This window comes from Marinobacter halodurans (genome assembly GCF_004327985.1).
Lineage (GTDB): Bacteria > Pseudomonadota > Gammaproteobacteria > Pseudomonadales > Oleiphilaceae > Marinobacter_A > Marinobacter_A halodurans.
Genome location: NZ_SJDL01000020.1, coordinates 71,383 through 94,225 on the forward strand (window position 1 = coordinate 71,383; position 22,843 = coordinate 94,225).

A 22,843-nucleotide genomic window follows, 5' to 3' on the forward strand; every position below is an offset into this window, starting at 1 on the left:
ACTGACCGGAGGCCGGGTATGCCGATGCGGCAGCTCAGCGGCGCAAGGTTCTCGTGGGAGAGGTGGAATGGTGAACGTCCATTATATTTTCGATCCGATGTGCGGGTGGTGCTATGGCGCCAGCTCGTTGATCGATCAACTTCGCCAGATGGAAGGCATCGACCTTCAGCTGCATCCGGGCGGCATGCTAAAACCAACACCGATAGGCGTGGATTTTCGTCAACACATCCTGGCGTCGGATAAACGCATTGCAGAGCAAACAGGACAAACATTCGGTGAGCGCTATCTGGAGAAAGTCGCCAGCGGTGAAGCGTTGGTGCTGGATTCCTACATGACGGCCCAGGCCATCATAGCCACCGAGCGCCTGGGCCGCGGCGGGTTCGACATGCTCCGGAAAATCCAGGACGCCCATTACCAGCACGGATTGCCGGTATCTGAACCGGACGTTCTGGCCGCGCTGGCGCGGCAGCTCAACATAGAGCCGCAGGCATGGGGGAGGGCAATGCAAACCGCCGAAGCAGACCTGGCAACGGAGATACAGCGCACCCATGAACTGATGCGCCAGTTTGGTCTGGGTGGCTTCCCTTCCATGGTCTTCGAGGCGGACGGCCGGCGACATACCGTGGCCATCAGTCGGTTTTACGGCCGCCCCAATGAATGGAAGGCGTACTGGAGGAAGGTGCTGGAATCGCAGTTCATCCAGACCACGGCGCATAATCAGGGCCGGTCCATGTCAGAGCCCCGGCATGACCCGGTGAAGAGTTGACCTCGGCCATAGGGCGGTGCTGACGAACTGATCGCGGGTCTGCGCATCGCATGACATTGTCAAACAGCAACCGACGGAGAAAACCCATGACTGATACCGCATTTCCCGCAACCGGCCATATCTACAAGGCCGATTATGGCGACCCCGTCTTTCGTGTCGCTTTCGACACCGATGGCAAGACATTGCGATGGGCGCCATTCGCCGCCGAGGATTTCGAAGCGGCCGCCACCACCGAAACCTATCAGGCGACCTACGTCCGTCCCGGCGTTTTCATGGTGACCTGGCAGGAGGCGGACGGCATCACCGTGGCCCATGTCGAGGATTTCGAGAACGACACTGTCCACGCCGCCATCACGCTTGCGGACCACACGTTCCTCACCCTTACCGGGAGCTGGACCCGTCTGGGCTGATTCTTTGTTCCACATCGACGACGAAGCCAGGAGGCATTCATGTATACCAGAAGAGACGTCATAAAGACGATGCTGGCCGCCGGTGCCGCCGCGCTCGCGCCGCTGCCCGCTTTTGCAAAGTCATCGCTGTCGTGGGCGCATTTCCCGACCGATGACAGGGGCTTCTTCCGCGCGCCGGTACTCCTCAAGGGGGCTGCCGAGGCCGTCCTGATTGGCGGTGGTTTTACGCTCTCTGACGGTAGAGCCCTCGCCGACGCGATCAAAGCAACCGGGCTGAAGCTCACAACGGTTTATGTTGGCGTCAATGACCCCGACTACTATTTCAGTCTCGCTCCCGTGAAAGCCGCGTTTCCGGACGCTCGCGTGATTGCAGCGCCCGACACCGTCGCCGCGATTCAGGGCAATGTCGCCGGCAAGATCAAGGCCTGGGGGCCGAAGCTGGGCGACAATGGTCCGCAATCGGTCGACGACGTGGTGATACCGGAACCTTCTGAAACGACATCGCTGACGGTCGATGGCAAGGCCGTGGACATCGTCACCATCGAAGACATGCACGATCGCCGTTACCTCTGGGTGCCCTCGCTCGAAGCGGTTTTTGGCGGCGTCCTGGTCTACGGTGGCCTGCACCCCTGGATTGCCGATGTCCCCAAACCAGAGGATCGTGCCGCCTGGGTCCGCGCCCTGGATGGCATTATTGCGCGCAATCCGAAAATCGTCGTGCCCGGCCACATGAAGCCGGAATGGCCAACCGACCTCTCCGGTGCCCGTTTCACTCGCGACTATCTTGTCGCCTACGAACAGGCGTTCGCCAAGGCCAAAAACAGCGCCGAACTCATCGCGGCAATGAAAAAGCGCTATCCGGATGCCGGCCTGGAGGTCGCCCTCGAGATTGGCGCCAAGGTCGCCAAAGGCGAAATGGAGTGGGGCTGAGCCTGGCGCTCAAGGACCGGCTTTCCCTAACCGTATTTCATGTGAATCAAGGGCCGTCTCTTTCGACCCCTATCTCAACCTGGAGGAATCCATCATGGCACATATCGCACTCATCGGCGCATCCGGCAATGTCGGCCAGCGCCTGCTTAACGAACTGGTCTCCCGCAAACACCGTGTCACCGCCATCGCCCGCAATCCCGATAACATTCCTGTGGTGCAGGGTGTAACGGCCGTACGAGGCGACGTCAACGATGCGGCCGCACTCGCCGCGGTACTGAAGGGCCACGACGCCGTGATCAGTTCAGTGCGCTTCCTGGACAGCGAACCACAGGTACTGATCGACGCCGTTCGCGCCTCCGGCGTGAAGCGCTATCTGGTCGTCGGTGGTGCCGCCAGCCTGCTCGTCGCTTCCGGTCAGCGGCTACTCGACCAGCCGGAGTTCCCGGTCGAATACAAGGCGGAGGCAACGGCCGGCACGGTGTTCCTGGACGCCCTGAAAGCCGTTGACGACCTCGACTGGACCTTCCTGTCGCCTTCGGCCCTGTTCGTGCCGGGTGAGCGCACCGGCGCGTTCCGTCTGGGTAAGGACGAACTGCTGGTCGGCGAAAACGGCAGCAGTATCTCCTATGAAGACTTTGCCGTCGCCATGGTCGACGAAATCGAACGGCCGGCACATGTGCAGCAGCGTTTTACCGTCGGGTACTGATGACGCTGATCGGCGTGGGGGACTGCCGAGCCCCACGCCTTCGGATCGTACCGCTATCACTACCGGATCAGGCTGAGACCGTTGACGTGGGCTCAATCCGATCCACTGCAGACATCTATCGATACGCCATGGTCTCAAGCCCCTCATCGCCTTTCTGGCCGAATTGACGCAAAAAGGAGTCGCCTTCAGATTTCAGGGAGTTGTGGCTCACTCTCACCGGTTGTCACTGTGGCGACCTGATGTTTACGCGGCATGCAGGCCGCCACAATGATCGAGAGTATCATCGCGAGAGCGGATAGAAGCAGCGCAGATTGCAGGCCTTCGGTGACGCTTGCCGCGCTTCCGGCAACGAGCGAGCCGAAGACGCCGACACCGATGACGCCGCCGATCTGTCGTGCGGCGTTCAAGACCCCCGAGGCGATGCCGACCCGGCCGTGATCGACCCCGGCCAGCATGATGATGTTAATAGGCGGAACGACCAGCGCGGCTCCGCAGCCAATCAGCAGCAACCGGGGAACGAGGGTGCCGTATGGTGTCGTGGCGGAAATGTCGGCGAGCCACAGGAAGCCGGTTACGGCCATCGAGAGTCCGAACAGGATCAGCATTTTTGGCCCAAGGCGCGCCGACAGCCGGCCGGCGAGGAGATTGACGACGGTGATTACACCGGTCATCGGCAGGAAGGCCAGGCCGGTTTGCAAAGGGGAATAGCCCTTGACGACCTGGAAAAACAGGCTGACGGCGAACATCAGGCCGTAGAAGGCGAAATTGATCGCCATGCCGATGAAGGACGGTGCCGCCACCGCGGGTGTTCGCATCAGCCCAAGTGGCAGCATGGGATCCGGATGGCGCGCCTCGAAGAGCAGGAAGCCCGCACCGCAGGCAGCAAAAACCGCGAATCCGAACAGCACCAGGGGCGCTCCCCATCCAAGGCGGCCGGCCTCGATAAATCCAGCGGTGAGGCTAGCGAGGGCCATAACCGCAAGCAGTTGTCCCAGAGGATCCAGGCTGCGTGCGGCGGGGCGAGTACCACGCGGGGCATGGGCCAGCGTGAGACAGACGCCGATCAGGCCGAGTGGCAGATTGATCAGGAAGATGCTTTCCCAGCCGAAGGCGTTAATCAGCATGCCTCCGACTAGCGGGCCGGCGCCGAGGGCAGCGCTGGCGATCCCGGCCCAGGTACCGATAGCCCGGGCGCGGGCTGCCGTGTCGGGGAAGCTCATGGTGATGAGCGAGAAGGAGGCGGGGACGCAAAGCGCTGCCGCCAGTCCCTGGCCGATGCGGGCGGCAACCAGGCTTTCGACGGATCCGGAAAGCGCGCATCCGACCGAGGCGAGGGTGAAGAGCCCAAGTCCCGCCGCATAGACTGGACGTGGACCGAGCCGATCACCCAGCGCGCCGGTCGACAACAGCAGGCTCGCGAAGACGAGTGTATAGGCGCTCAAGACCCATTGCAGCCCGGTGACATCCGTCTGGAAGGCTTCTCGAACGCGTTCGAGTGCGACGTTCACGACGGAGACATCCAGGGAGATGACAGCAAAGCCGAGGCTGGCGGCGACAAGAGTCAAATGGGCGGGGCTGAATTTCGGCAGGGCGGGGGTTGTCATGGGTATGCTTCTCCATGAAGGGGAATGCTGTGAAATGGAAGGCAGTCCACCCTGTCAGCTCCCAGTCCACCTGTGGACTCAGGTTGACCGGAAATATCTCGATAGGGTGGAGCCGGGTGAGTCGGCTAGCAATTAACATGTGGCCTTCGCAATGGTCCGCCACGCTGTTCACCATTCGATAGGTTTACGGTCACGGAAAAAGCCGCCCGTCGGGCCTTTGTGGTCCAATGTGGCGAGCCAGATTGCTGTGTCCGCGCCTTCTTCGGGGGAGCGACTGGCGCCCTTGCCGCCCATGCGGGTGCGTACCCAGCCCGGGCACATTGCATTGACCTTGACGGTATCGGGCAGGGTCCGGGATGTGGCCACCGTCAGGGCGTTCAGCGCTGCCTTGGCGACGCCGTAGGCCCCCGGTCCGGCCACGCCTTCCGAGAATGCCCCCCAGCCGGAAGAGACATTGACCACCCGGCCAAACCCTTGCGCGACCATGTGAGGGATCAGGTGGTGCATCAGCAGGTATGGCCCCTGGACCATCACGGCCATGGATGCCTCGAATTCCTGCGGGTCATCCAGAATGCGGCCGGATCCGAGGACGCCGGCATTGTTAACGAGGATATCCACCCTCCCGGCCTGTTCCACAGCGCGTGTAATACTGACGGGGTCGGCCACATCCAATTGCAGGGCAGTGGCGCCCACCCGACGGGCGATGGCTTCTCCAGCCTCCAGGTTGCGGGCCCCCAGCAGAACCTCATGTCCCTCCTCGACAAGTCCCTTGGCGATGGCCAGACCAATACCACGGTTGGCTCCGGTGACGAGTGTGCGTTTCATGGGGAGACTCCTTATGCGGCTCGTGTCTGGGCCAGAACGGGTAGCTCGGCGTTCCCGGCGATGAACTTGACGTTGAAGGTATTCGAGGAATGCAGCCAGCCATTCTCGTTTACCAGTGTCAGTTCATAGTCCCCGTATACGGTCCATGTCTCGCCACCCTCAGCGCCCGCGATCCGATGTGTTGCTATGACGGTGACGTGTACGGTGGCGGTGTTTTCCTTGACTTCGATGGCCAGCGGGCCGAGTTGATGATGGGTGGCGTCAAATCCGGGGAGTATGGCCTTCCAGCTGGCCAGGATATCGGCCGGATCGAGGTCGGCACCTGGGTCTCCGCCGAAGCTGGAGTAATCGAGATGGAACGGGTTCGTCATCAGGGCCTGTGCGGCGTCCCAGTCGCTGGCATCCACTGCGGCAAAGAAATGTTGAACGGCGTTAACGATGTCTTGAGTCATGGGTGGTCCTCCTGGATCAGCCTTGCGGTGATGAGGAGAATGGTAAGTCCATGGCTATTTTGAGATAATACCCGGAATTTCCACTTTTTTAATGTATGGTATCGAATAATGACTCGGTGAGGAGTCACTATGCGCCTGCCCCTTGCCATGCTCGAGATCTTCACGGCCATTGCTCGCCAGGGAAGCCTGCGCGCCGCCGCCGATGCGCTTGGTCTCAAGCCTTCTACCGTCAGCCATCAGTTGAAATCGCTCGAGGATCAGCTCGGCACTGCACTGTTCATCCGCACCACCAGATCCATCAGCCTGACCGAAGCGGGGCGGGCCCTGATGCGCGGCGCCGGACCTGCCTTCGAGCAGTTGTCCGAGGCGGTCGACAGTGCCCGTACCACCGGGCACGAGGCGCGAGGCAGTCTGAAGCTTGCGATGCCTGAATTCGTTTATCACCTCGTTGTCGGGCCTGCGCTGGCTTCCTTCCGTGCGGCCTATCCCGAGATTGAGGTTGAGCTTTCCCTGACCGATGCGTTGGCGGATATCCTGGATGAGGGGCTGCATGGGGGCTTCCGGTTGGGAGACCGGGTTGCACAGGATATGGTGGCGGTGCGTATGACTTCCCCTCTGGTTCTGACTGTAGTGGCCAGCCCAAGCTACCTGTCAGCCCGCGGGACTCCGACGACCCCGCGAGACCTGCTGAGTCATGACTGTATTCTTTATCGGTACCATTCCTCGGGGCGCATCGCCCTCTGGTCCTTCCATGGAGAAGAGGGCGATATCACCGTAGACGTACGGGGAAATCTCACCACCAACTCCCTGCCCGTCCTGGTCGACCAGGCAAAACAGGGGGCCGGCCTGATCTATACGTTCCGCGACTATGTCGAGGAAGAGATCGCGGTCGGGGCGTTGGTTCCAATCCTTGAGGACCATGCGCCTGAAGTCCCGGGTGTCTTTCTCTATTTCCCCCGCGAATACCGATCCATGATGCCTCTGCGACTGTTCCTGGATCACCTCAGGCAATATGATTTAGGGGGGTGACACCCCTTCCTCCAGGGTGAAACGGCGGGAAAACACATCCAGGCAGAGACAAACAGCTCCTGAAAATGGTATTTTTCATGGCGATAGACAACCTTATAACCCTAACCTGCTGAAAATAAATGGATTGTTGTGGCAGTCCATCGTTAGGGCGGTAAAAGGGCAGCGGCGGGTCGCCGGAGAACTTAACGGGATGGTAACTGGGCAGACAGGCGATCAGGCGCGTGACGATGTATTCTGGATGTCTCGCGCCCTTGATTTGGCCAATCAGGCGGCCTCAATCGGTGAAGTACCGGTTGGGGCCGTTGTCGTGTTGGACGGCCGTGAAATCGGAACCGGTTTCAATGCCCCGATTTCCGGCTGTGACCCGACGGGCCATGCCGAAATACGGGCGCTGCGCGATGCCGCGCGCCGGGTGGGGAATTACCGGCTTTCCGGTGCCACACTGTATGTCACGATCGAACCCTGCACCATGTGTGCGGGCGCCATTGTGCATGCCCGTATCTCGCGGCTGGTCTACGGCGCCGCGGAACCCAAGGCCGGGGCGGTGGAATCATCGGCCCGGCTGCTCGACAGTGCCGCGCTGAACTGGTCGGTCGACGTGGAGGCCGGTGTGCTGGCATCGCAATGCAGTGACAGAATAAGCACGTTCTTTGCAGCTCGGCGAAAGGCCATAAAAGAACAGCGTCGTCGCAGGCGCGGGGTGGAGCAGGGCGAGCCGCGGCAAGTGCCTGCTCTGACAGACAAGCTGAATGGAAAAGGAAAGCTATGAAAGTTCTGGTAACCGGCGGAGCCGGCTATATCGGGAGCCACGTGGTGCGGCAACTGGGCGAGGCCGGGCATGACGTGGTGGTCTACGACAACCTCTCGACCGGCCATCGCTGGGCGGTCACCTGTGGCGAACTCGTTGTCGGCGATCTGGCTGATGAAGAAGCGCTGGAAGCCCTGTTCAACGCGCACAGATTTGAGGCGGTTCTGCACTTCGCGGCGAACATTGTGGTGCCCGAGTCGGTCACCAATCCACTGAAGTACTACAGCAACAACACCCGCAACACGCTGAACCTGCTCAAGGCGATCGAGCGTCACGGCATTCCCTACATGGTGTTCTCGTCGACGGCGGCGGTCTATGGCATGCCCGATGCACAGGTGCTGACCGAGGATATGCCGCTGGCGCCGATCAATCCCTACGGCGCCTCCAAGATGATGAGCGAGCGGATGATCATGGATCTGGCGGCGGCCAGCTCCCTCAATTATGTGATCCTGCGCTACTTCAACGTGGCCGGCGCCAACGCCGAGGGGCTGCTGGGGCAGGCGACGCCGGAAGCCACCCACCTGATCAAGGTGGCCTGTGAGTGCGTCAACGGCGTGCGTGACGGTATGCAGATCTTCGGCACCGACTACGACACCCGCGACGGGACCTGCATCCGTGACTATATCCACGTCGAGGACCTGGCGAAGGCCCATGTCATGGCGCTGGATTACATGAAGCGTGGCGGTACGTCGGATGTGCTGAACTGCGGCTATGGTCGCGGTTTTACGGTGCGTGAGGTGATTGAGGTGGTGAAGCGGTTGTCGGGCAACGATTTCCCGGTGACCGAGACCGATCGCCGGGCCGGCGACCCCGCGGCACTGATGGCCGATAATTCAAAAATTACCCGAACCCTGGGCTGGCAACCGGATTACGACGACCTGGATACCATCGTCGGCACCGCGCTGGCCTGGGAGGAAATCTGGCAGGCGCGGCAGAAGTAGGCAGTCTCCCCGCGCTGACCAAAGGGATTAAAATCTGAACGTTTGAAAGGATGGAAGCATGAAAATCACGATCTTTGGAACGGGTTATGTGGGACTGGTGACTGGTGCGTGCCTGGCGGATGTCGGTCACGAAGTCCTGTGCATGGACGTGGATCCTGAAAAAATCGACAAACTGCGTAACGGCATTATCCCGATTTACGAGCCGGGCCTGGAATCGATCGTCAGCCACAACGTGTCGGCTGGCCGCCTGCTGTTCTCGACGGACACCGAAGAGGCCGTGGCACACGGTGAAGTCCAGTTCATTGCGGTGGGCACGCCGCCTGACGAAGACGGCTCGGCGGACCTGCAATACGTCCTGGCGGTGGCGCGCTCCATCGGCCAGCACATGACCGGCTATAAAGTTGTGGTCGATAAGTCCACGGTACCGGTCGGCACGGCCGACAAGGTCGCCGGAGCCCTGCGGGCCGAACTGGACAAGCGTGGCGAGGAGCTGGATTTCGACGTGGTGTCGAACCCGGAGTTCCTGAAGGAAGGGGCCGCGGTCGCCGACTTCATGAAGCCGGACCGGATCATCGTCGGTACCGACAGCGAGAAGGCCGAAGGTATCCTGCGCGAGGTCTATTATCCGTTCAACCGCAACCACGATCGCATGATCTTCATGGACGTGCGTTCCGCGGAGCTGACCAAGTACGCGGCCAACGCCATGCTGGCCACCAAGATCAGCTTCATGAACGAAGTGTCCAACCTGGCGGAACGCCTGGGTGCGGACATCGAGTCCGTGCGACGGGGCATCGGCTCCGATCCGCGCATCGGCTACCACTTTATCTATCCGGGCTGTGGCTACGGCGGTTCCTGCTTCCCGAAAGACGTCACCGCGCTGTCCCGCACGGCTCGCGACTGCGACTATGAGGCGCGCCTGCTGAACGCGGTCGAGGCCGTCAACATGGCGCAGAAGCACGTGCTGTTCGACAAGGTCAGCCACTATTTCGGCGGCGACCTACAAGGCAAGACCATTGCGCTTTGGGGCCTGGCGTTCAAGCCCAATACCGATGACATGCGCGAAGCCTCGTCCCGGGTGCTGATGGAGTCCCTGTGGAAAGCGGGCGCCCGGGTGCAGGCGTACGATCCGGAAGCCATGAAGGAAACCCAGCGGATCTACGGCGAAGAGCCCGGTCTGCAGTTGTGCGGTACCAAGGAACAGGCGCTGAAAGGCGCGGATGCCCTGGTGATCTGCACCGAGTGGAAAGAGTTCCGCCTGCCGGACTTCGAGGTTATTTCCGAGGCCCTGAGTCATCCGGTCGTGTTCGACGGTCGTAACCTCTACGAGCCGGAAATGCTCGAGCGCCATGGCCTGGTTTACTATGCTATAGGTCGAGGCAGAAACCAGTTCTCCGCAAACGGGAGTTGATTATGGGTGGGGCAGCAATGTTTGTCCTGCATGAAAAACTCGCTGAAGACACGCTTCCGCTGGCCAGCAGTGAGCTGAGTGAACTGCGGCTGATGAATGACAGCCATTACCCCTGGCTTCTGCTGGTCCCCAAGCGGGTGGGTGTCCGGGAAATCTATGAACTGGCGCCGCCCGACCAGCAGCGCCTGCTTCGGGAGTCGAGCGCGGTGGGCGAAGCCCTGATGACCGTGTTCGATGGGCATAAACTCAATGTGGCCGCGCTGGGGAACATGGTTCCCCAGCTGCATCTGCATCATGTGGTCCGTTTTGAGGGCGATCCGGCCTGGCCGGGGCCTATCTGGGGCGTCGTACCGCCGACCCCCTACAGCGAGGCGGGTTTACGTGACATGCAGAAAAAGCTGGTTCCGGTGATTTCAGCCTACCGCTCGGTGTCCTGACCAGGCCTCACTGAATTTCGCCAGGGAGCCAATCCGGTGCCTCAGGTCCGGAACCCTCTCTCGCCCTGGCGCGCCAGCGCCTGGGCGCCCACCAGTATCATTCTCAGTTCCGCCTTCAGCTTGTCCTGCAGTTCGCTTTTTTCCCGCGGCGTCGCATCCAGCACTTCGGCACCCTGGTTGAAGACGAGCGTGACCATTGCCTCGGCAACCAGCCTGGCGTCTGAGAGCGGTTTGTGTTGCTCCTCGGCAAAACGGCGCAGGTCGTCCGCCAACTCGGTCACGAAGTGGTCAATCTCCGCCTGGATGGCGGTCCGGAAGGTCTTGGAGACCCCGGTGCGTTCACGCAGCATCAGCCGGAACAGGTTGGCGTTGTTGTTGAGATACTCCATGAACGTATCCACCGAGGTGTTGATCGCGCTGCCGTTGCGGGCAATGCGCTTGCGGGCCTGCCGCATGAGCTGGCGCAGGGCGACACCGCCTTCATCTACCAGGGCCAGGCCGAGTTCGTCCAGTTCGGCAAAATGGCGGTAGAACGACGTGGGTGCGATGCCGGCTTCCCGCGCCACTTCGCGCAGGCTCAGGCTGCCGAACCCACGCTCGGCGCTCAACTGGCGCAACGCGGCATCCATCAGCGCTCGACGGGTTTTCAGTTTCTGTTCGGCTCGGACGGACACACTGTTCTCCCGGTTCAGGAATGCGTGTGGGCCCCGGAATTCCAATCCTCTGCGGCCCAGTAAAGGCAACACATGTTACCTTTCGCCGAATGAAGCGTCATCTGCGTTCCCGGCCGGGTGGGGCCGGACATGCCTTGGAGCAACTCGACAACGCCACAATTCTGTGCGATCGCGGCCTGATTTTGCCGGCGGTTATGTTTATAATATGCGGCCTTCAAACCGATGGGTCGGGAGCGTGTTGGGGATTGGGCGTCAGAGCCCGTCTTCACCGGGCAGACTCGGCGGTTTTCCGATAATGTGACCAGCGCTCCGTTGCGATGGGGATAGCGGCTCCGGACCGGCCCCGGCGAGGTGAGATGGCTGGTGTTGGTTATGTTGTGGGGATTCAATCAATGCCGATTTATGAATACGTCTGTGATGGGTGTGGCTTCGAGAAAGACGTCATCCAGAAAATGAGCGACGCGCCGCTGAGCGTGTGCCCCTCGTGCGAGGCGGAGACATTCCGCAAGCGGATTTCCGCGGCCGGCTTCCGCCTGTCGGGAAGCGGCTGGTACGAAACCGATTTCAAGACCGGTAGCAAAAAGAACCTGGCGGAGAAGGGCGGCGAGTCCGGATCCGGGAGCAAGACTGAGCCGGCAGCCGGCTGAGTCTCTGAATACACTGAACACTGATTAACAGGAAAGGGTATGCGCAGTCACTATTGCGGTGGAATCAACGAATCACATATCGATCAGGACGTGACCCTCTGCGGCTGGGTTCATCGTCGCCGCGACCATGGCGGGGTTATCTTTCTGGATCTGCGTGATCGTGACGGCATGTCCCAGGTCGTTGTGGATCCCGACACCCCCGAGAGTTTCGGGCTGGCGGAAAAGGTGCGCAGCGAGTTCGTGATCCAGATCAGCGGCCGCGTCCGTCGCCGCCCGGCAGGTACCGAGAATGCCAACATGCCGACCGGCCAAGTGGAGGTCCTGTGCAAGGAGCTGACCATCCTGAATGCCGCCGCGACTCCGCCGTTCCCGCTGGACGAGCACGTGGACGTCGGCGAGGACGTGCGCCTGCGCTATCGCTATGTCGACCTGCGCCGTCCGGAGATGCTGAACCGTCTGCGCTTCCGCTCGCGGGTGACCAGCTACATCCGCAACTACCTCGACAGCCACGAGTTCATGGATGTGGAAACGCCCATCCTGACCCGTGCGACGCCGGAAGGCGCACGCGACTACCTGGTGCCGAGCCGGACCCACGAGGGCTCTTTCTTCGCACTGCCGCAGTCCCCGCAGCTGTTCAAGCAGTTGCTGATGGTGTCCGGTGTGGATCGCTACTACCAGATCGCCAAGTGTTTCCGCGACGAAGACCTGCGGGCCGATCGTCAGCCGGAATTCACCCAGGTGGACATCGAGGCGTCTTTCGTCAATGAAGAGAGCCTGATGTCCATCACCGAAGGCATGGTGCGCGAACTGTTCCGCGACGTGCTCAAGGTCGATCTGCCCGCGTTCCCGCGCATGCCGTACTCCGAAGCCATGCAGCGTTTCGGCAGCGACAAGCCGGACCTGCGTATCCCGCTGGAACTGGTGGACGTGGCGGATCTGGTCGAGAGCGTGGACTTCAAGGTCTTTGCCGGTCCCGCCAAGGACCCGAAAGGCCGGGTTGCGGCGCTGCGTCTGCCGAAGGGCGGTGAGCTGACCCGCAAGCAGATCGACGAGTACACCAAGTACGTCGGCATCTACGGTGCCAAGGGTCTGGCCTACATCAAGGTGAACGACCTGGGCCAGGGCGTGGCTGGCCTGCAGTCGCCGATCATCAAGTTCCTCGGCGAGGATGTTGCCATGGCGCTGATCGAGCGCGTGGGCGCTGAAGATGGCGACATCGTGTTCTTTGGTGCGGACAAGACCACCGTGGTCAACGAGGCCCTGGGTGCACTGCGCGTCAAGCTGGGCCATGACCTGGATCTGCTGACCGCGGAATGGGCGCCGCTGTGGGTGGTTGACTTCCCGATGTTCGAGGAAGACGGCAACGGCGAACTGACTGCGATTCACCATCCGTTTACCGCGCCGTCCTGCACGGCGGAAGAGCTGGCGGCGGACCCGGCCAAGGCGCTGTCCCGCGCCTACGACATGGTCCTGAACGGCACCGAGCTGGGCGGCGGTTCCATCCGTATCCACAACGAGGATATGCAACAGGCGGTCTTCCGTATCCTGGGCATTGACGAGGCCGAAGCACGGGCCAAGTTCGGCTTCCTGCTGGACGCGCTGAAATTCGGTTGCCCGCCACACGGTGGCCTGGCCTTCGGCCTGGACCGCCTGGTCATGCTGATGACCGGTGCCAGCTCGATCCGTGACGTCATCGCCTTCCCGAAAACCCAGAGCGCCACCTGCCTGATGACCCAGGCGCCGGGCGAAGTGGACGAGCGTCAGCTGAAAGAGCTGCACATCCGTCTGCGCAAGCCGGCTGTCGCCAAGGGCGCGGAAGGCGAGGCCGGGAAGGAAGACTGATCCGTATCGACATCAGGCATCTCTCCCGGCTGGGCCCTGTGCCCGGTCGGGAGCGCCCGTTGAGTAGCTCTGGCAATTCCCACTTGATGGAGTGATACATGGCAGGTCACAGCAAATGGTCCAATATCAAGCACCGCAAGGCGGCTCAGGATGCCAGGAAAGGCAAGATCTTCACCAAGCTCATCCGTGAGCTGACCGTCGCCGCCCGCCAGGGTGGGGCGGATCCCAACGACAACCCCCGCCTGCGCGCCGTCATCGACAAGGCGCTCACCGCCAACATGAAGAAAGACACCATGGAGCGGGCCATTGAGCGGGGCGCCGGCAATGCCGACGACGCCAATTACGAGGAACTGACCTACGAGGGGTACGGGCCCAACGGCGTGGCCATCTATGTGGAAGCCATGACGGATAACCGTAACCGCACAGTCGCCGAGGTGCGCCATGCGTTCAACAAGTTTGGTGGCAACCTGGGCACGGATGGATCGGTGGCTTACCTGTTCACCAAGCAGGGTGTGTTCTCCTACGGCCCGGAAACCGATGAAGAGTCGCTGATGGAAGCGGCACTGGACGCGGGTGCCGAGGACCTGGCCAAACAGGAGGATGGCTCTTTCGAGATCGTCACACTGCCCGAACAGTTCCTCGACGTGAAACAGTCCCTGGTGGCATCCGGGCACGCACCGGACAACGCCGAAGTCACCATGGTGCCCACGACCTATGTCGAGCTGGATCGGGATTCCGCCGAAACCATCATCAAGCTGATCGACATGCTGGAAGACCTGGACGATGTCCAGAATGTGTATTCCAACGCCGACATCCCGGCCGACGTCATGGATGCGCTGAATGCCTGATTCCGCGCTTGAAGGCGTTGCGGCGTGCCGATAATCCTGGGTGTGGATCCGGGGTCGCGGGTCACCGGCTATGGCGTGATCCGCAGCGATGGCCGTCTGACCGAGTACCTCGACAGCGGCTGCATCCGTATGGGCGAGAAGCCCATGGCCGAGCGGCTGCAGATCATCTATCAGGGACTGGCCACGCTGATCGATCAGTTCCGCCCGGACGAGTTCGCCATCGAGCAGGTATTCATGGCGCGCAACCCGGATTCCGCGCTTAAGCTCGGGCAGGCACGGGGCGTGGCCATTGTGACGGCCGCCAATTCGGGCTTGCCGGTCAACGAATACTCCGCCCGCCAGGTCAAGCAGGCGGTGGTGGGCAAGGGCGGTGCCGACAAGAGCCAAGTCCAGCACATGGTCCAGAGCATCCTGAAGTTGAACAAACGCCCCCAGGCGGATGCCGCCGATGCCCTGGCCATTGCCCTGTGTCATGCCCACATGAGCCAGAGTATCGGGCGCATTGCCGCCGGTAGCCGCGTGCGGGGCGGGCGGCTCCGTTAAACCGCACGTAAAGACGATTATGAAAGACGACGCGCTCCCGTGTCGCTTTGCCAGCAAGGAGACATCGCGTGATAGCCCAGATCCGCGGACGACTGATTGAAAAGATGCCGGGTCATGTCCTGGTGGATTGCAACGGGCTCGGCTACGAAGTCGATATTCCCTACACGACCTTTTTTCACCTCCCCGAATCCGGCCAGGAAGTGACCCTCCACACCCATTTTTCCGTGCGGGAAGACGCGCAGAACCTGTATGGCTTTGCCGCGCGCCTGGATCGCGACCTGTTCCGCCTACTGATCAAGGTGAATGGCGTGGGGCCCAAGATGGCGCTGGCGATCCTGTCCGGCCTGGATTCCCAGCAGTTCGTACGTTGCGTGGATAACAGGGACGTGGCCTCATTGGTCAAGATCCCTGGCGTTGGCAAAAAAACCGCCGAGCGGCTGCTGATCGAGATGGGGGATCGCCTGGGCAAGCTTGAGGGTATGCCGCAGATTCATGCAGGCGCGCCAACGCTCAATACGACGGCCCAGCCTGAAACCCACAAGCCGGAAGACGAGGCCGAAGCTGCGCTGATCTCATTGGGCTACAAACCCCAGGAAGCCGCCAAGGCCGTGAGCCGAGTGGCCGAAGCCGGCATGAGTTCCCGGGAAATGATCCGCTTGGCCCTAAAGAACATGATTCCCGCCGGTTGAACTCTCCCGGAACACAGTGTCTGATAGTGGTCACCAGCCTGAACAGGCCCATATGAACATCCGACTGAGCCGGTCCCTGGCAGCTATTCAAGACTGGCGGGACGTTACGTCGTTTTGTTTAAATGCAACTTAACTTGTCGTCTGACAGGAATCTGACCTGAGCGTAACGTGACAGCAGGACTCGCGTTTGTAAAATGAACGTGAAATGATGTTGAACGCGTCGCCACGGAATACAGATCAACAACAGGATGCCCGCGAACCAACGCCATGATTGAATCCGATCGCCTGATTTCACCGCAGAGCAGTGCGTTTGAAGATGTACAGGATCGTGCTATTCGTCCCTCATTGCTGTCCGAATACGTCGGCCAGCCTGCGGTTCGGGAGCAGATGGAGATCTTTATCTCCGCGGCGCGTCGTCGCCAGGAAGCCCTGGATCACGTCCTGATTTTCGGTCCGCCCGGACTGGGCAAGACCACGCTCGCCAACATTATTGCCAACGAGATGGGCGTGGCCATCAAGACCACGTCCGGTCCGGTGTTGGAAAAGGCCGGCGATCTGGCGGCGATGCTCACCAATCTGGAAGAGGGCGACGTCCTCTTTATCGATGAGATCCACCGACTGAACGCTGCCGTTGAGGAAGTGCTGTATCCGGCCATGGAGGATTACCAGCTCGATATCATGATCGGCGAGGGGCCGGCGGCCCGTTCGATCAAGCTGGACCTGCCTCCGTTCACCCTGGTGGGTGCTACGACCCGGGCGGGCCTGTTGACGTCGCCGCTGCGGGATCGTTTCGGTATCGTCCAGCGACTGGAATTCTACAACAACGCCGATCTGACCCACATCGTCCAGCGCTCGGCGTCCCTGCTGGGTGTGGAGATGGAGGATGCCGGCGCCCGGGAGATCGCCCGCCGGTCCCGGGGAACCCCGCGGATAGCAAACCGACTGCTGCGTCGGGTGCGGGATTACGCCGAGGTGAAGTCAGATGGCGTGATTACCGCCGAGGTGGCCGACCTGGCGCTCAACATGCTGAAGGTGGACAACCAGGGCTTCGATCACATGGACCGCCGTTTGCTGCTGGCGATGATCGAGAAGTTCGACGGCGGTCCGGTGGGGGTGGAGAGCCTGTCCGCCGCCATCAGCGAAGAGCGCGGCACCATCGAGGATGTGCTGGAGCCCTTCCTGATCCAGCAGGGCTACATGGTTCGCACGCCTCGTGGGCGCATGGTGACCAGCCACGCCTACCTGCATTTCGGGGTAACACCGCCGGGTTCCGATTCGGAGGGGGCGTAACATGGACGCATCGAACCCGGAATTCCGCTGGCCGGTGCGGGTCTACATCGAAGATACCGACGCCGGCGGCATCGTCTATCACGCCCGTTACCTGCACTTCATGGAGAGGGCGCGTACCGAGTGGGTGCGCAGTCAGGGCGTCGCCCTGCGATCCGGCCTTGAAGACAACATCAGTTACGTGGTGCAGAAAATGGACATCCATTTCCGGCAGCCGGCGCGGCTCGATGACGAGCTGTGGGTGTCGGCGAACCTGGTTACCAGCGGCCGGGTCTGGTTTGGCTTCAAGCAGCAGGTCATTCGCCAGGCCGACGGTGCCCTGCTGGCGGAAGCGGATGTCAAAGTCGCCTGTGTGGCGCTGGATAGCGGTCGCCCGCGGGCGCTGCCGAATGCCATGCAGGCCATCGTCAGGGAAAAATCAGCGAATTGAAGGGCCGGCGCGGTCCGATTCAGATCCAGGAGTGAAACGTGGAGTCACATCTTTCGGTTTGGAGTCTTGTTGCAAATGCCAGCTTCCTGGTCCAGGTGGTCATGTTGCTGCTTGTCCTGGCCTCGATCATTTCGTGGGCCCAGGTGTTTCAACGCCTCCAGGTATTCAAGAAAGCGCGCAAGGCCCAACTGGCGTTTGAAGAGCAGTTCTGGTCGGGTATGGACCTGGGGCAGCTCTACCGCGAAGTGAGCAACAATCCGACGGCACACAGTGGTCTGGAGTCGGTGTTCCGGGCCGGGTTCCGGGAGTTTTCCCGCCTGCGCCAGCAGAGCCAGGATCCCGATGCGGTAATGGATGGCTCCCAGCGGGCCATGCGGGTGGCCCTGTCCCGGGAGCAGGAGAAGCTGGAAGCTCACCTGCCGTTCCTGGCGACGGTCGGTTCCACCAGTCCTTATGTGGGGCTGTTCGGCACGGTCTGGGGGATCATGAACTCCTTCCGCGGCCTGGCGCAGGTCCAGCACGCCACCCTGGCGACCGTCGCGCCGGGCATTTCCGAAGCCCTGATTGCCACTGCCATGGGTCTGTTTGCCGCTATTCCGGCGGTGGTGGCCTATAACCGTTTTGCCGCCAAGTCCGACGCGTTCATGAAGAATTACGAGACCTTTGCCGAAGAGTTCTCCAGCATCCTGCACCGTCGTGTTCACAGCAGTGAAAAGGGCCGGGCAGCCTAAGCTGCCGGGAGGCACAGTATGAAAAGTACGGGAATAACCTCGACGCCCCGGCGCAAGCCGATGGCTGAGATCAATGTGGTGCCTTACATCGACGTCATGCTGGTGTTGCTGGTGATCTTCATGGTAACCGCACCGATGATGACCCAGGGGGTCAAGGTCGATCTGCCGGAGACGACCGCGGACCCGATGCAGGCACCCAAGGACGTTGAGCCGGTCATCGTCTCTGTCGATGCCAATGGCGCGTACTACATCGAGATTGGTGACAAGGGGTCCGATCCGATGCCGCTGGCGACGCTGACCGAGCAGGTCAACAAGGTGTTGTCCGGCCGCAGCCAGCGCGATGTGCTGGTCCGGGGTGACCGGAACGTGGATTACGGAACCGTGGTCCGGCTGATGGCGGCCCTGCAGTCGGCAGGTGCCTCCAGCGTCGGACTCATAACGGAGGAACCGGAAGGTTGATTCGGTGGTGACGGATAACAAACGCGAACCCAATGATTATCTGTCGCGCCCGCCCTGGCGCAGCCCGGTGGCTTTGTCCATCGCGCTGCACGTGGGGATCGTGGTGTTCTCGCTGGTGGGCTGGTCCTGGTCCAAGCCCAGCCATGAGCCGCCGCCGCGCAGTATCCAGGCCCGGCTGATCATGCCGGAGCCGGTGGCCGCCAAGAAGCCGGAAGTGAAGCCTCCGTCGCAGCCGGAATCGCAGCCCAAACCGGATCCTCAGGAAGAAGCCCGGAAAAAGGCCGCGGAACAGGCGAAGCTTGAAGAACAGAAGCGTCAGGAGGAGGCTCGCAAGCAGGCCCTGGTCCGCGAAAAGGAAAAACAGGAAGCGGCGGCCAAGGCCAAGGAAGAGGCCCGCCGTAAAGCCGAGGCCGAAGCCGCTGCAGCGGCCAGGAAGAAGGCTGAAGAGGAAAAGCGGCGCAAGGAACTGGCTGAGAAGAAAGCGGCGGAAGAGAAGCGCAAGGCGGAACAAAAAGCCGCCGAAGAGCGCCGCAAGGCCGAGGAAAAGCGTAAACAGGAAGAGGCGGAGCGCCAGCGCCAGGAGCAGCTCGAGAAGGAGCGTCGCGAGGCGGAGGCGAAGAAGCGCGAGGAAGAGCGCCGCAAGCGCGAGCAGCAACTGGCTGCCATGGCTGAGCAGTCCCAGCAGCAACAGGAGGCGGCCGCTCGCGAAAAGGCGGAGGCCGCTGCGGCAGCCAAGGCGCGGCAGGCCCGGATGGCCTCCGAAAGTGAGAAGTATGAGGCCCTGATCCGGCAGAAGTTGAGCGACGCCTGGTATATCCCGTCCTCGGCCCGTAAAGGACTGAAAACGACACTGGAGATCACGTTGCTGCCAACCGGTGAACTGGTATCGGTCAAGATCACTGACAGTAGCGGTAATCAGGCGTTTGATAACTCGGCGCTCAGCGCCGTCAGGGGCGTGAATCGATTCCCGGTGCCTGACGACGCGGACGTGTTCAACACCTATTTCCGTCGCTTCTCGATTCAGTTCGACCCGGAGACGCTGAAGTAGGGCGCTGATTTAAACCGATCTGTAAAGACAGGATGCACAGAATGATGCGTGTAATAGTGACCATGGTGCTCGCGGCCGTTATAGCGCTGCCGGCCCAGGCCGAACTGATGATTCGGATCACCGAAGGTGCCGATAACGCCATTCCGGTTGCAGTGGTGCCTTTCGGCAAGGCTGACGGGTTCCAGCCCAGCGAGAATATCAGCCAGATCATCCACGAGGATCTGGCGATGAGCGGTGAGTTCAAACCGCTGCCTAGCGAGCGGATGCTGAGCCTGCCCACCAACGGAGACGACGTGTTCTATCGCGACTGGCGGTTGCTTGGGCAGAAGTACCTGCTGGTCGGCCAGGTCCAGCCGGCGGGGGGCAATAAAGTCTCCGCGCGCTACGAGTTGTTCGATGTGAACCGCGAAAAGCGGATTATGGGCGAGACGGCCTCCGTAGCGGCAGACAACCTCCGTACGCTGGCCCACCACATCAGCGACAAGGTCTATGAGGCGATCACCGGTACCCGGGGCGTGTTCTCGACCCGGATTGCCTACGTCACGCTGGACATGGAAAACGGTAAACGCATCTATCGTCTCAATGTCAGCGATGTCGATGGGAAGCGGGCGAGTGTGCGTCTCAAGTCGAAAGAGCCCATCCTGTCTCCGGCATGGTCGCCTGATGGCAGGAGGCTGGCCTACGTCTCCTTCGAGACGGGGCGCCCGGCCATCTATATCCAGGAACTGGCAACCGGCAAGCGCACGCGGATTGCCCAGTTCCCCGGCTTGAATTCCGCTCCGGCATGGTCACCGGACGGCGACTCGCTGTTGATGACCCTGTCCCGGGACGGCAACGCCGAGATTTACAAAATGGATGTCGCCAGTCGCAAGCTGACGCGTATGACGGATCACTGGGCCATCGATACCGAACCCGACTGGGCGCCCGACGGCAACTCCTTCGTGTTCACATCGGACCGTTCCGGTGGCCCCCAGGTTTACCGGATGGACGCCGATGGTGGAGACCTGAGCCGTCTGACCTTTGGTAGCCGATACAACGCTCGCCCCCGGTTCAGTCCGGATGGCGAAAACATTTTCTATGTTCACCAGCGCGATTCCTATTTCCATATTGCGCGAATGAATATTGAAAGCGGGGAGGAAACGATTCTGACCCGGACCAAGCTGGACGAGTCGCCCAGTGTGGCTCCCAACGGGCGTCTGCTGATCTATGCAACCCAGGAGGGCGGCAAGAGCGTGCTTGCGGTCATTTCCGCCGACGGTGGTTCCAACTACATTCTGCCGTCGCGGTTCGGTGATGTGCGTGAGCCGGCCTGGTCGCCCTTCCTGAATTGACGTTAAAACGGTAACTTATGGGTCACTGGGTCGGTTCCGGACCGTTTCCGGCGTTCAGCGGCTCATTCATCAAAACCAATCAAGGACATGAAAATGATTCGTACCTATTCCAAGTTATTCGCATTGCTGGTGGCCATGGGCGTCATGGCAGGCTGTAGTTCAACCGGTGGCACGCAGGAAGAAGGTGCTTACGGCTCTGACGTTTCTGCCGTTGACCAGGAAGGCGGTAGTGAAGTGTATGGTGGCGAGGGCTCCAGCGGCGTTTCCTCCCAGACCATGACGGACGAGGAGCGTGCAGCCCAGGCGGAGCAGGCCGCCCAGCAGGAGCAGGCGGCGATGCGCAAGATCACCACCTTCTACTTCGATTTCGATACCTCTGAGATCAAGTCCGAGTCCCGCGACGTGCTGATCGCCCATGCCAAGTACCTGGCGGCCAACCCGAACCGCAGCGTGCGCCTGGAAGGTCACGCGGACGAGCGCGGCACCAAGGAATACAACCTGGCCCTGGGCGAGCGTCGTGCCAAGGCGGTTGAGCGCTTCCTGGTGGTGAATGGCGCCTCCCGCGACCAGATCGAAACCATCAGCTATGGTGAAGAGAAGCCGGCTGTGATGGGGCACGACGAGAGCGCATATGCCCAGAACCGTCGTGTGGAACTGATCTACCAATAACAGGGTGTGGCACATGAGACGATTTCTCATGGCCGCCGTGGCGCTGTCGCTGAGTGGCAGCGCCCTGGCGCAATCTTCGGTTCCCGCCTACCAGAACGCCGACTCCGCGGCGCGGAGCCAGTCGGGAGACAGCCAGGCCAGTTCCGAGCTGTACTTCATGATCCAGCAGCTGCGCCGACAGGTGCAGGAACTGCAGGGTGATCTGGAAGAGCAGCGTCACAAGCTCGATCAGCTTTCCCGCCAGTCGCGTCAGCGTTACATCGATCTGGACCAGCGCGTGCTGGATCTGTCGCGCAAGCAATCGGCGCAGCCGGCGGAGTCCCCGGGGGACGCAAGCGGAGCCGCGGACCAGGGCGGTGGAGACACCGGGCAGGTCCAGAAAACCCGGGAATATCGGGCGCCGACCAAGGAGGAGCAGGCCGAGTACGATGAGATCCAGGCACTCATCCGTGACAAGAAGGCGTACGACCAGGCGATCGACAGGCTCTACAGCTTTATTTCCGAGCATCCCGAAGGGGATCTGACGGTCAACGCCTATTATTGGCTCGGCGAGGTTTATCTGGCCAAGCCACAGCTGCCTCAGGCGAAGCAGGCGTTTACCATTGTCGCGACCCGGTTTGCCGATCATCGCAAGGCGCCGGATGCCCTGTACAAGCTTGGGGTCACCGAGGCTCGTATGGGCGACAATGCGGAGGCCCGGTCGACGCTTCAGTCGGTACCGAAGAAGTATCCGGATTCCAATGCGGCGAAGCTGGCCAGGGACTACCTGACCAAGCTTTGATCAAACAGGGCGCCTGATTGACTGCTTTGTAATCAGGTGGTTGGTTTGGCAGGAGATTTCTGCCGAAATCAGGAAAATTCCTTGAAGAAAGGGCTTGCCAAGCCAAAAAAAATCCGTACCATATGCGCCTCGTTTGGGGTCGTTAGCTCAGTTGGTAGAGCAGTTGGCTTTTAACCAATTGGTCGATGGTTCGAATCCATCACGACCCACCACCTAACTCAGAAAGTCGCCCTGGAGCGGCTTTCAGGCGGCAAGCCCCGCGAGTTATCAGGGCGAGTCGCAAGCTGTTCTGGGTCGTTAGCTCAGTTGGTAGAGCAGTTGGCTTTTAACCAATTGGTCGATGGTTCGAATCCATCACGACCCACCAAATACGGCAGTTCATCCTGCCTGAAGAAGGGGAGCCCAAGGCTCCCCTTTTTTATTGGTGCGCCAGGCATGGCGCGTAGCGCCTTGACGGGCGCTGTTCTGGTACAGGTGGTGCTGGCCGGATGACTTGGGGGTGCAAGTCCCCTGTGGGCCCGGTAAGGGGAACCACTAGCCGAACGGCA

Annotated in this window: 26 protein-coding genes and 2 tRNA genes; 24 read left to right on the top strand and 4 right to left on the bottom strand. The window is 61.1% G+C overall.

Annotated features, from left to right (window positions below):
- Window positions 1–67: 67 nt before the first annotated feature.
- From EZI54_RS13365 to EZI54_RS13380, 4 genes are all read left to right on the top strand, one after another.
- A complete protein-coding gene (locus EZI54_RS13365) occupies window positions 68–766 on the top strand; it encodes a DsbA family protein (RefSeq protein WP_131482388.1) in 699 nt (232 codons plus the stop codon).
- A gap of 86 nt (window positions 767–852) precedes the next feature.
- Entirely contained in the window at window positions 853–1,176 is a 324-nt protein-coding gene (locus EZI54_RS13370; protein ID WP_131482389.1) for a MoaF-related domain-containing protein, read from the top strand.
- Between the two features lie 39 nt (window positions 1,177–1,215).
- Entirely contained in the window at window positions 1,216–2,106 is an 891-nt protein-coding gene (locus tag EZI54_RS13375) for an MBL fold metallo-hydrolase (protein ID WP_131482390.1), read from the top strand.
- A 94-nt stretch (window positions 2,107–2,200) separates the two neighbouring features.
- Window positions 2,201–2,812, top strand: a complete 612-nt coding sequence (locus EZI54_RS13380) for an NAD(P)-dependent oxidoreductase (RefSeq protein WP_131482391.1) — start codon at window positions 2,201–2,203, stop codon at window positions 2,810–2,812.
- Between the two features lie 185 nt (window positions 2,813–2,997).
- Here the strand turns inward: EZI54_RS13380 and EZI54_RS13385 are convergent, their stop codons facing one another.
- The 3 genes from EZI54_RS13385 to EZI54_RS13395 form a co-directional block, all read right to left on the bottom strand.
- Window positions 2,998–4,416, bottom strand: a complete 1,419-nt coding sequence (locus EZI54_RS13385; RefSeq protein WP_131482392.1) for an MFS transporter — start codon at window positions 4,414–4,416, stop codon at window positions 2,998–3,000.
- 168 nt (window positions 4,417–4,584) lie between these two features.
- Window positions 4,585–5,241: an SDR family NAD(P)-dependent oxidoreductase gene (locus tag EZI54_RS13390; RefSeq protein ID WP_131482393.1), complete on the bottom strand. Its 657-nt coding sequence runs from the start codon at window positions 5,239–5,241 to the stop codon at window positions 4,585–4,587.
- Between the two features lie 11 nt (window positions 5,242–5,252).
- A complete protein-coding gene (locus tag EZI54_RS13395; RefSeq protein WP_131482394.1) occupies window positions 5,253–5,693 on the bottom strand; it encodes a nuclear transport factor 2 family protein in 441 nt (146 codons plus the stop codon).
- A 129-nt stretch (window positions 5,694–5,822) separates the two neighbouring features.
- On the opposite strand from EZI54_RS13395, the gene EZI54_RS13400 reads away from it, so the two are divergent.
- The 5 genes from EZI54_RS13400 to EZI54_RS13420 all read left to right on the top strand — a co-directional run bounded on the left by EZI54_RS13400 (window position 5,823) and on the right by EZI54_RS13420 (window position 10,316).
- Entirely contained in the window at window positions 5,823–6,722 is a 900-nt protein-coding gene (locus tag EZI54_RS13400) for a LysR family transcriptional regulator (RefSeq protein ID WP_131482395.1), read from the top strand.
- A gap of 190 nt (window positions 6,723–6,912) precedes the next feature.
- Window positions 6,913–7,491 carry a tRNA adenosine(34) deaminase TadA gene (tadA, locus tag EZI54_RS13405; protein WP_131482396.1) on the top strand — a complete coding sequence of 193 codons (579 nt, stop codon included), beginning with the start codon at window positions 6,913–6,915 and terminating at the stop codon, window positions 7,489–7,491.
- Entirely contained in the window at window positions 7,488–8,471 is a 984-nt protein-coding gene (gene galE / locus EZI54_RS13410) for a UDP-glucose 4-epimerase GalE (protein ID WP_131482397.1), read from the top strand. The genes tadA and galE overlap by 4 nt, the downstream gene beginning before the upstream one ends.
- A 58-nt stretch (window positions 8,472–8,529) precedes the next feature.
- Entirely contained in the window at window positions 8,530–9,879 is a 1,350-nt protein-coding gene (locus EZI54_RS13415; protein WP_131482398.1) for a UDP-glucose dehydrogenase family protein, read from the top strand.
- Between the two features lie 2 nt (window positions 9,880–9,881).
- A complete protein-coding gene (locus EZI54_RS13420; protein ID WP_207389213.1) occupies window positions 9,882–10,316 on the top strand; it encodes an HIT domain-containing protein in 435 nt (144 codons plus the stop codon).
- Between the two features lie 41 nt (window positions 10,317–10,357).
- Here EZI54_RS13420 and fabR read toward each other — a convergent pair whose 3' ends face one another.
- Window positions 10,358–10,990: an HTH-type transcriptional repressor FabR gene (gene fabR, locus EZI54_RS13425; protein ID WP_131482399.1), complete on the bottom strand. Its 633-nt coding sequence runs from the start codon at window positions 10,988–10,990 to the stop codon at window positions 10,358–10,360.
- Between the two features lie 392 nt (window positions 10,991–11,382).
- Here fabR and EZI54_RS13430 point away from each other — a divergent pair, with 392 nt between their 5' ends.
- The 15 genes from EZI54_RS13430 to EZI54_RS13500 all read left to right on the top strand — a co-directional run bounded on the left by EZI54_RS13430 (window position 11,383) and on the right by EZI54_RS13500 (window position 22,662).
- Window positions 11,383–11,637, top strand: coding sequence for an FmdB family zinc ribbon protein (locus EZI54_RS13430; RefSeq protein WP_131482400.1), 255 nt, complete (start codon window positions 11,383–11,385; stop codon window positions 11,635–11,637).
- Window positions 11,638–11,676: 39 nt separating this feature from the next.
- Window positions 11,677–13,479 (top strand): aspartate--tRNA ligase, encoded by a 1,803-nt coding sequence (gene aspS, locus EZI54_RS13435; RefSeq protein ID WP_131482401.1) that lies wholly within the window; start codon window positions 11,677–11,679, stop codon window positions 13,477–13,479.
- Between the two features lie 98 nt (window positions 13,480–13,577).
- Entirely contained in the window at window positions 13,578–14,327 is a 750-nt protein-coding gene (locus EZI54_RS13440) for a YebC/PmpR family DNA-binding transcriptional regulator (protein ID WP_131482402.1), read from the top strand.
- A 24-nt stretch (window positions 14,328–14,351) separates the two neighbouring features.
- Window positions 14,352–14,870, top strand: coding sequence for a crossover junction endodeoxyribonuclease RuvC (gene ruvC, locus EZI54_RS13445; protein ID WP_131482403.1), 519 nt, complete (start codon window positions 14,352–14,354; stop codon window positions 14,868–14,870).
- A 68-nt stretch (window positions 14,871–14,938) separates the two neighbouring features.
- Window positions 14,939–15,559: a Holliday junction branch migration protein RuvA gene (gene ruvA, locus EZI54_RS13450; RefSeq protein WP_131482404.1), complete on the top strand. Its 621-nt coding sequence runs from the start codon at window positions 14,939–14,941 to the stop codon at window positions 15,557–15,559.
- 267 nt (window positions 15,560–15,826) lie between these two features.
- Window positions 15,827–16,849, top strand: coding sequence for a Holliday junction branch migration DNA helicase RuvB (gene ruvB, locus EZI54_RS13455; RefSeq protein ID WP_131482405.1), 1,023 nt, complete (start codon window positions 15,827–15,829; stop codon window positions 16,847–16,849).
- 1 nt (window position 16,850) lies between these two features.
- Window positions 16,851–17,276: a tol-pal system-associated acyl-CoA thioesterase gene (ybgC, locus tag EZI54_RS13460; RefSeq protein ID WP_131482406.1), complete on the top strand. Its 426-nt coding sequence runs from the start codon at window positions 16,851–16,853 to the stop codon at window positions 17,274–17,276.
- A gap of 38 nt (window positions 17,277–17,314) precedes the next feature.
- Window positions 17,315–18,007, top strand: a complete 693-nt coding sequence (gene tolQ, locus EZI54_RS13465; RefSeq protein ID WP_131482407.1) for a protein TolQ — start codon at window positions 17,315–17,317, stop codon at window positions 18,005–18,007.
- Between the two features lie 18 nt (window positions 18,008–18,025).
- The gene (gene tolR / locus EZI54_RS13470; RefSeq protein ID WP_131482408.1) at window positions 18,026–18,466 is read left to right on the top strand and encodes a protein TolR; all 441 of its coding nucleotides are present in this window, start codon (window positions 18,026–18,028) and stop codon (window positions 18,464–18,466) included.
- Between the two features lie 7 nt (window positions 18,467–18,473).
- On the top strand, window positions 18,474–19,514 hold the full coding sequence (gene tolA / locus EZI54_RS13475; protein WP_242674461.1) for a cell envelope integrity protein TolA: 1,041 nt from the start codon (window positions 18,474–18,476) through the stop codon (window positions 19,512–19,514).
- A 41-nt stretch (window positions 19,515–19,555) separates the two neighbouring features.
- The gene (gene tolB / locus EZI54_RS13480) at window positions 19,556–20,845 is read left to right on the top strand and encodes a Tol-Pal system beta propeller repeat protein TolB (RefSeq protein WP_131482409.1); all 1,290 of its coding nucleotides are present in this window, start codon (window positions 19,556–19,558) and stop codon (window positions 20,843–20,845) included.
- 87 nt (window positions 20,846–20,932) lie between these two features.
- Complete coding sequence (gene pal / locus EZI54_RS13485) at window positions 20,933–21,514, top strand: peptidoglycan-associated lipoprotein Pal (RefSeq protein WP_207389214.1); 582 nt, start codon at window positions 20,933–20,935, stop codon at window positions 21,512–21,514.
- A 13-nt stretch (window positions 21,515–21,527) separates the two neighbouring features.
- Window positions 21,528–22,295, top strand: a complete 768-nt coding sequence (gene ybgF, locus EZI54_RS13490; protein WP_131482410.1) for a tol-pal system protein YbgF — start codon at window positions 21,528–21,530, stop codon at window positions 22,293–22,295.
- A gap of 136 nt (window positions 22,296–22,431) precedes the next feature.
- A tRNA-Lys gene (locus tag EZI54_RS13495) sits at window positions 22,432–22,507 on the top strand.
- Window positions 22,508–22,586: 79 nt separating this feature from the next.
- A tRNA-Lys gene (locus EZI54_RS13500) sits at window positions 22,587–22,662 on the top strand.
- Window positions 22,663–22,843: the final 181 nt, after the last annotated feature.

Excerpts from the sequence above, each read along its gene's own strand:
- EZI54_RS13365 (WP_131482388.1), top strand. The coding sequence starts at position 68 with ATGGTGAACGTCCATTATATTTTCGATCCGATGTGCGGGTGGTGCTAT.
- EZI54_RS13370 (WP_131482389.1), top strand. The coding sequence starts at position 853 with ATGACTGATACCGCATTTCCCGCAACCGGCCATATCTACAAGGCCGAT.
- EZI54_RS13375 (WP_131482390.1), top strand. The coding sequence starts at position 1,216 with ATGTATACCAGAAGAGACGTCATAAAGACGATGCTGGCCGCCGGTGCC.
- EZI54_RS13380 (WP_131482391.1), top strand. The coding sequence starts at position 2,201 with ATGGCACATATCGCACTCATCGGCGCATCCGGCAATGTCGGCCAGCGC.
- EZI54_RS13385 (WP_131482392.1), bottom strand. The coding sequence starts at position 4,416 with ATGACAACCCCCGCCCTGCCGAAATTCAGCCCCGCCCATTTGACTCTT.
- EZI54_RS13390 (WP_131482393.1), bottom strand. The coding sequence starts at position 5,241 with ATGAAACGCACACTCGTCACCGGAGCCAACCGTGGTATTGGTCTGGCC.
- EZI54_RS13395 (WP_131482394.1), bottom strand. The coding sequence starts at position 5,693 with ATGACTCAAGACATCGTTAACGCCGTTCAACATTTCTTTGCCGCAGTG.
- EZI54_RS13400 (WP_131482395.1), top strand. The coding sequence starts at position 5,823 with ATGCGCCTGCCCCTTGCCATGCTCGAGATCTTCACGGCCATTGCTCGC.
- tadA (WP_131482396.1), top strand. The coding sequence starts at position 6,913 with ATGGTAACTGGGCAGACAGGCGATCAGGCGCGTGACGATGTATTCTGG.
- galE (WP_131482397.1), top strand. The coding sequence starts at position 7,488 with ATGAAAGTTCTGGTAACCGGCGGAGCCGGCTATATCGGGAGCCACGTG.
- EZI54_RS13415 (WP_131482398.1), top strand. The coding sequence starts at position 8,530 with ATGAAAATCACGATCTTTGGAACGGGTTATGTGGGACTGGTGACTGGT.
- EZI54_RS13420 (WP_207389213.1), top strand. The coding sequence starts at position 9,882 with ATGGGTGGGGCAGCAATGTTTGTCCTGCATGAAAAACTCGCTGAAGAC.
- EZI54_RS13430 (WP_131482400.1), top strand. The coding sequence starts at position 11,383 with ATGCCGATTTATGAATACGTCTGTGATGGGTGTGGCTTCGAGAAAGAC.
- aspS (WP_131482401.1), top strand. The coding sequence starts at position 11,677 with ATGCGCAGTCACTATTGCGGTGGAATCAACGAATCACATATCGATCAG.
- EZI54_RS13440 (WP_131482402.1), top strand. The coding sequence starts at position 13,578 with ATGGCAGGTCACAGCAAATGGTCCAATATCAAGCACCGCAAGGCGGCT.
- ruvB (WP_131482405.1), top strand. The coding sequence starts at position 15,827 with ATGATTGAATCCGATCGCCTGATTTCACCGCAGAGCAGTGCGTTTGAA.
- ybgC (WP_131482406.1), top strand. The coding sequence starts at position 16,851 with ATGGACGCATCGAACCCGGAATTCCGCTGGCCGGTGCGGGTCTACATC.
- tolR (WP_131482408.1), top strand. The coding sequence starts at position 18,026 with ATGAAAAGTACGGGAATAACCTCGACGCCCCGGCGCAAGCCGATGGCT.
- tolB (WP_131482409.1), top strand. The coding sequence starts at position 19,556 with ATGATGCGTGTAATAGTGACCATGGTGCTCGCGGCCGTTATAGCGCTG.
- pal (WP_207389214.1), top strand. The coding sequence starts at position 20,933 with ATGAAAATGATTCGTACCTATTCCAAGTTATTCGCATTGCTGGTGGCC.
- ybgF (WP_131482410.1), top strand. The coding sequence starts at position 21,528 with ATGAGACGATTTCTCATGGCCGCCGTGGCGCTGTCGCTGAGTGGCAGC.